Annotated in this window: 10 protein-coding genes; all 10 read right to left on the minus strand. The window is 69.7% G+C overall.

The features are described 5' to 3' along the window. Nucleotides 1-32 precede the first annotated feature (32 nt). The gene (locus HCA44_RS19610) at nt 33-506 is read right to left on the minus strand and encodes a bifunctional nuclease family protein (protein WP_169651010.1); all 474 of its coding nucleotides are present in this window, start codon (nt 504-506) and stop codon (nt 33-35) included. Between the two features lie 114 nt (nt 507-620). Next, nucleotides 621-1358: a MerR family transcriptional regulator gene (locus HCA44_RS19615; RefSeq protein WP_169651011.1), complete on the minus strand. Its 738-nt coding sequence runs from the start codon at nt 1356-1358 to the stop codon at nt 621-623. After that, nucleotides 1355-1849 carry a glycogen accumulation regulator GarA gene (gene garA, locus HCA44_RS19620; protein ID WP_169651012.1) on the minus strand — a complete coding sequence of 165 codons (495 nt, stop codon included), beginning with the start codon at nt 1847-1849 and terminating at the stop codon, nt 1355-1357. Before garA ends, HCA44_RS19615 begins: the two co-directional genes overlap by 4 nt. Before the next feature lie 329 nt (nt 1850-2178). After that, nucleotides 2179-2583, minus strand: coding sequence for a glycine cleavage system protein GcvH (gcvH, locus tag HCA44_RS19625; protein WP_169651013.1), 405 nt, complete (start codon nt 2581-2583; stop codon nt 2179-2181). 43 nt (nt 2584-2626) lie between these two features. Next, on the minus strand, nt 2627-3373 hold the full coding sequence (locus tag HCA44_RS19630; RefSeq protein WP_169651014.1) for a DUF881 domain-containing protein: 747 nt from the start codon (nt 3371-3373) through the stop codon (nt 2627-2629). Between the two features lies 1 nt (nt 3374). Beyond that, nucleotides 3375-3725 carry a DUF1290 domain-containing protein gene (locus tag HCA44_RS19635; protein WP_169651020.1) on the minus strand — a complete coding sequence of 117 codons (351 nt, stop codon included), beginning with the start codon at nt 3723-3725 and terminating at the stop codon, nt 3375-3377. Nucleotides 3726-3772: 47 nt separating this feature from the next. Then, a complete protein-coding gene (locus HCA44_RS19640) occupies nt 3773-4573 on the minus strand; it encodes a DUF881 domain-containing protein (RefSeq protein WP_169651021.1) in 801 nt (266 codons plus the stop codon). Between the two features lie 65 nt (nt 4574-4638). Continuing rightward, complete coding sequence (locus tag HCA44_RS19645) at nt 4639-5241, minus strand: CDP-alcohol phosphatidyltransferase family protein (protein ID WP_346764812.1); 603 nt, start codon at nt 5239-5241, stop codon at nt 4639-4641. 139 nt (nt 5242-5380) lie between these two features. After that, nucleotides 5381-6028 carry a CoA pyrophosphatase gene (locus HCA44_RS19650; protein ID WP_240945672.1) on the minus strand — a complete coding sequence of 216 codons (648 nt, stop codon included), beginning with the start codon at nt 6026-6028 and terminating at the stop codon, nt 5381-5383. Next, nucleotides 6025-6516 (minus strand): ERAP1-like C-terminal domain-containing protein (locus HCA44_RS19655; RefSeq protein ID WP_206038402.1); only part of this gene is annotated, 492 nt, incomplete at its 5' end. The genes HCA44_RS19650 and HCA44_RS19655, both read right to left, overlap by 4 nt.

Genomic DNA, 6516 nt, shown 5'->3' on the forward strand with positions numbered 1-6516 from the left:
CCGGCCCGGCCGCGCCGACGGCCGAATGCAATCTAGCCGTCGGTGGCCTTGAAATCGTCCGGCGACACGGAGTCGAGGAATTCTTTGAACTTCTCCACCTCGTCCTCGCGCTCGTCGGGCATCACGAGGCCCGCCTCGGCGAGCACACTTTCCTCCGCGTGGATCGGCACGCCCATACGCAATGCAATCGCGATCGAGTCGGAGGGACGCGCCGACACCGACGTGTCCTCGTCGAACACGAGGTCCGCGTAGAACGTGCCCTCCTGAAGATCCACGATGCGCACCTCGACCAGATGCCGGCCGAACGCTTCGATCACGTCCTTGATCAAGTCGTGGGTGAGGGGGCGCGCGGGTTCGACACCCTGCTGTTCGAGCGCGATGGCCGTGGCCTCCGTCTGCCCGATCCAGATCGGCAGGTACCGGTCGCCGTCCGCCTCCCGCAGCAGGAGCACGGGCTGGTTCTGCGGCTGCTCGACCCGGACTCCGATCACGTGCATTTCGCTCATCGAGGATGCCTCCAACCTGCACCTGGAACGACACCGTGCATGCCGTACCGCGATTCTATGGGAACTCGGGGTACTCGTTCGAGTACGTCGCGAGCATCGGTCCCGAACAGAACATCAGCGGTCGAGCGCGTCCCGCACTGCCTTCTTGACGAGTGACGTGTGGAGCGTGAGCGACAGTGCCGCCAGCTCGCGGACCATCTCCTCGGCGCGGTCGCGCGCACCCGCGTCGCGACCCTTCGCGACCGGACCCGCGATCTGCGACACGAGCGACGCCTCGCGATCGGCGGCGAGTTTGAACGCCCGCAGATGCCGCACCTCGAGACCGAACTCGGACATAGCCTTCGCCGTGCGCGCCAGCGTGACCGACTCCTCGTCGAAGAAGCCTGCCGCCCCCGGCACGACGAGGCCCGCCCGTACGAGTTCGGCGAGGAACTTCTCGTCGACGCCCGCGCGCGCGATCAGGTCTTCGCGAGAGACGCGGATCTCGCGATCGACACGGAAATCCTCGGGCGACACGTCACCCGGCGCGACCGACAGGATACGGGGACGCCGGGGCGCGTCGTTGCGCGCGCCGACCGTCGCCGCACCACGGTCGATCGCCTCGAGTTGTTCCTTGATGACTTTGAGCGGCAGGTACTGGTCGCGTTGCGCCGTGAGGACGTAGCGCAGACGCTCGATGTCGGCGACCGAGAAACGCCTATAGCCCGACGGGGTGCGCTCGGGACTGATCAGGCCTTCCGCTTCGAGGAAGCGGATCTTGGAGATCGTGACGTCCGGGAACTCGCTGCGCAGTCGATCGAGCACCGAGCCGATCGACATCCCGGCCGGGGCGGCCTGCCGCACCGCGGTCATTGGCTACCCGCACCGGCCGACGTCTCGCCCACCTGTGATCCTCCGCTCGACCGCGGGCCGGTGAGAAAGACGAGTCGGAACTTGCCGATCTGCACCTCGTCGCCGTTGGCCAGCACCGCCGAGTCGACGGGCTCGCGATTGACGTACGTGCCGTTGAGGCTGCCCACGTCGACGACCTGGAACTCGTCGTCGTCCTGGCGGAACTCGGCGTGCCGGCGGCTGACCGTGACGTCGTCGAGGAAGATGTCGCTGTCGGGATGGCGCCCCGCGGACGTGGTCGGCTGGTCGAGCAGGAACCGCGACCCGGCGTTGGGACCACGTTTGACGACGAGCAGGGCCGAACCCACCGGCAGCCCCTCGACCCCCGAGACCGGCGCGTCGGTCTGCGTGCCCGAGGAGTTGTCGAGTTCACGGAGGAAATCTGCGCGGAACACCGAAGTGGTTTCCGCCGGCGTCTCCCCGAATGCCGCGTCGTTCCCGTTATCGCTCACGTTCGTCCTCCTCGTTCGGCCACCGCACATCGTGTCGTGCGATGACGCAGTACCGTCGCCGTCCGTTCGACGGGCTCGACCCACGGCCTCGCAGTCTCACTGCCGAGCCGTCGATTCTGCTCCTGATCGGCGGCAACGACCACCTGCAACTTCCAACATGCGCGCGATCCACATCCGCGCCTCTACCGACATGCCCTGTCGCGCACACGTCTGGGGCGTGTGCGCACAAACGTTCACCCTGACCGTACCCCGCGCGCGACGAAGTGTGCAGCGGGACAGTCCGTCCGACGCCGAACTGCCTGTACGCAGACGGCGGGACGCCGGACCGGCTAGCTGTTCGTGATCTCTTCGTAACCCGCGGCGTCGAGCGTCTGCGCGAGCGCGGCGTCGAGCGCGGCCTCGTCGTCGACCTCGAGGTCGACGAGCCAACCGTCCGTGTAGGGCGCGGAGTTGACCAGTTCGGGTGCCCCGTCGAGCGCCTCGTTCGCGCCGACGACCTTCGCCGTCAACGGCGAGAAGATGTCCGACACGCTCTTGGTCGACTCGACCTCGCCGAGCGAGTCGCCCGCGGTGACCGTCTCGTCCACGGCAGGCAGTTGCACGAAGACGACGTCGCCGAGCTGCGACTGCGCGAAGTCGGTGATTCCGACCCGCACGGTGGTGGGCCCGGTCCTGTTCACCCATTCGTGCTCCGCCGTGTACCTCAGGTCGGCGGGAATCGCGAGCTCACTCACTGGTGGCGTCCTTTCACATATCCGGCCGGCAGGCCGGTTCCGATCAACGAGGCTGAGCGTATTGGCGAGGTTTCGTCTCTCGCAAGGCGCCCACCGTGAGCGCATCGGATTGTTCGAGGGTCATGCGCCCGCCGACCCGTGCAACGTGATCGACGACACCGCCGGGGATGTTCATCGCAGCCGCGAGAGTGGGCGGATCGCCGATCGCGGTGACGGTGAGCGGCGCGGCAATCGCCTGCCCGTCGAGTGTCAGCGCCCCCGCACTGCCGGACACCCACGAGTCGACGCCGATTCGGACGGGACGCCCGTCCGCTCCGGCGATCTGGATCGCCTCTGCACCGGCCGCGCGCAGTTCCTGCACGACGTCGAGCACGACGTCCGAGCCGACGCCACGCGCCGGGTCGGTGATCGTCGCGGTGAGACCGGGCCCCGACGCGGGAGCCGTACCGATCTGGATCGACAACTGCGCCAAGCGGTCACGCGCCTGCTCGAGCGCGGCCGCCGAGGTCTCGCCGTCGCCCAGTTCGTCGAGTGTCGTCTCGAGTTCCGTGATCTCCTGCCGCAGTGCAGCTTCGCGCTGGTTCAGTCCGTCGAGGACGACCAGCAGATCGGCGGGTGTCGCCGAGTCGAGGGCGTCGTCGGAACCCGCGGTGCGGACCTGCGTCGCGATCGCCACGCCGAGCGCGACGAGCAACACGACCACGAGGATCGCGAACGGCCGCCGCGAACGCGGCCGTGGGTCGTGTGGACGGCGGAGTTCGTGGCGGTGTGAGTGCTCGCGCTCGTTCACGTCACGCTCCGAACAGGCGGCGCCGCAAGGCGGCCGCGTTGCCGAAGATCCGGATTCCGAGCACGACGACGATCGCGGTCGACAGCTGGGTACCGACACCGAGCTGGTCGCCGAGCCACACGATCAGTGCGGCGACGAGCACGTTGAACACGAACGACACGACGAACACCTTGGCGTCGAAGATGTCGTCGAGATATGCGCGCACGCCGCCGAAGACGGCGTCGAGCGCCGCGACCACCGCGATCGGAAGATACGGTTGCACCGCGTCGGGCACCTGCGGACTGAACACCACTCCGAGCACGATTCCGCCGAGCAGGGCCAGCAGACCCCACACCGCCGCGCCGACCTTCATCTCGCCTCCCTGTTCTTCCTTGCCGAACGGTCTGTCACCGGATGTGCTCACCGTCCCGGATCCGACGGTGCGTGCGCGAATCGCGCGTCGCGACCGGTGGCCGCGGGCAGCTTCAGGTCGTCTTCCTCGGACACCGTGAACCCGACGCCGTAGAGCTGCGCGAGGCTCGACGACCTGAGGTATGCGTCGCTCACCACGAACGCCGTCTGCATGCGCCCGGACGGCCCGATCGCCTCGATCCGGTAGGGCGAGAACACCGGCGCGGTGTCGACGAGCATCGCACCGCCTGCCTGCCGGATCGTGACGCCGGGCCCGATCCGGACGCCGTCGACCGCGACGGCTTCGGCGCCGCTCTGCCACAGCGAGTTGACGACGACCTGCAGGTCGCGGTCGAGAACGACGGAGCGGCCTGCGACCGTGCGGGCCGACGAGTCGGACAGGTCGGGTTTGCCGGTGGGGTCGGACAGGGTGACCGCGATGCCCGGCCCCTCGACGGGCTCGACTCCGGCGGCCGCTTCCGCGTCGGTCAGAGCGCCGAGAACTCCTGCCCCATGCGCGTCGCCCGCGAGTTGCTGCTCCCGCGCCGCGTCGACGTCGTCGGAGAGCTCCGCGCGGCGGGCGTCGAGTCGCTCGATCTCGTCCTGCTGGTCACCGACCTTCGCCCGCAGTTCGGCTTGTTCTCGTTGGGTTCCCGGCAGACGGTCGGCCGCGATGCCCGCGGCACCCGCGAGCACGAACCCGATCAGCAACGCGCCGAGCGCGAGCCACCCAGCGGCGAACCGGCGCCGATGCCCGCGCGCGCGATCGTCCGCAGCGGCCTGGTAGCCGGGGTCGAGGTGCTCGTTCATGAGCGAACGGAGCAGCGACGGCACCGGATTGCGCTGCACGGGGCGGTCGCGTCGTGGGCCGGTCGTCACGTCGCCGCCACCGGTGCCGACCGCGCGAGTGCCAGCGCCTTCGCGAGGTAGATCACGCCCGTCCACACGTACAGCACCGTGCCCCACACGAGGAAGGCGAACCCGAAGGCGTGCACCGTAGCCGCTCCGGCCCAGTCGAGCTGTGCGGCCAGAACGAGCGGCAGGGCGCACATCAAGGCGAATGTCGCCGCCTTGCCGAGGTAGATCACGGTCGGCGGAGGCAGTCCGCGACGCCGGTAGATCGGCAGAGTGCAGGCGAGGACGACGTCGCGGCCGATCAGGATCGCCGCGACCCACCACGGCAGGAAGTCGCGAGCGACGAAGGCCACAAGGGTGACGACGACGTAGAGCCGGTCGACGAAGGGGTCGAGCAGCGAACCGAGACGTGACATCTGGTTCAACAGCCGCGCGAGTTTGCCGTCGAGCCAGTCGGTCGCGCCGCTGAGCATCAGCACCGCGAGCGCCCACCCGTCGGCATGTGCGACGAGAAGGAGCCACGCGAACAGCGGCACGCCCAGCAACCGCACGATGCTCAGCGCGTTCGGCACGGTGACGATGCGGTCGGACACCGTGGGACTCGGTGACGGTGCCGGGTTCACATTCCACTCCCTCTCGTACGCGGCGCGCCTGGCCTGTGTGCGCGTGCGTGCTCGTGTCGATCCGTCGCGCGGCGGCTCCGGACCGTGGCTACTGTCGCACATCCCGCATACGCGCACGGAACACGCTCGGCGCCCCGGTTCAGCGCCACGCGAACACGGGCTGTTCGTACCCGTCGACTCGCGTGGGCCGCCTGCGCAGCACCACTTCGCGGAACTGGTGCACGACGGCGCCGGTCGGCGCGTGCACCAACGAGTCACGCAGCGGCCACTGCACGACGGGCCGGTCCGACTCCGGGATCTCGACGAACCGGGGGTCGACGTCGATCTCGTCCCGCGTGACAGCCAGCACCTCGGCCACTTCGGCGGGGTTCGGCACGATCGAGTCGAACATCGCGCCGGACCACAACACGTACGGGCTGATGACGTACCCCGATCGGGTGACGTAGTCGTCGAGCCGACCCAGCACGCCCTCCGGCTCCACCACCACGCCGAGTTCCTCGCGCAGTTCCCGCCGGGCGGCGTCGGCGCCGCTCTCGCCGGGGTCGACGCGTCCGCCGGGCAGCGCGAACTGTCCCGGATGGGCGCGCATCCGGCTCGGCCGCACCGTCAACGGCATCACGGGCGTTCCGTCGGCGCCCTGGAGCACCACGACGGCGACGGCAGCACGCCGTGCACCCGGCGGGGTCGCCGCGGTCCGCACGTCGAAGGCGTCGAGCGCGGCGCGGACGGACTCGCGGGACAGGGGGCTCCGAGGCATGGGTTCCGGAGGAACGTCGGCGTCCGTCATCGCTGCGCCTCCTCGGCGTCGAACCGGCGCGCGTCGAGATCACGCCGCAGGAAGTCGCGTTGCTCGACCACGAGGCGGCGCAGTGCCGCGGGCGCGTCGTCGGCCGCTGCGAGCCACGAGTCGACGGCGCGCGTGTCCTCGGTGCGGGGGAACAGGCCGACGACGATGCGCCGCGCGATCTCGATGCTGCGCTCGCTCCACGTCGTGAGCAGCGCGGCGAAGTAGCGGTCGGCGAACTCCTCGCCGCGCGGCGCGCGCGCTCCGGTGGTGAATCCCCCGATGAGCGCGCCGATCCGGTCGTTCGACAGCTGCGGGTCGTCGAAGATACTCGTCCACGCCGCGATCTTGACCGCGTCCAGGGGCCGCGCCGCGGAGGCGCGCTCGTGGGCGATCGCCCCCGCGCCGGTGTCGTCGCGGGCGCGTTCCGCGTCGAGCTCGCCGAGGTCCACGTGGCCGGTCGCCGCGAGCGCGGTGAGCAGCGCCCAGCG

The sequence above is a fragment of the Rhodococcus sp. HNM0569 genome (assembly GCF_012726205.1).
Classification (GTDB): Bacteria; Actinomycetota; Actinomycetes; order Mycobacteriales; family Mycobacteriaceae; genus Rhodococcus_F.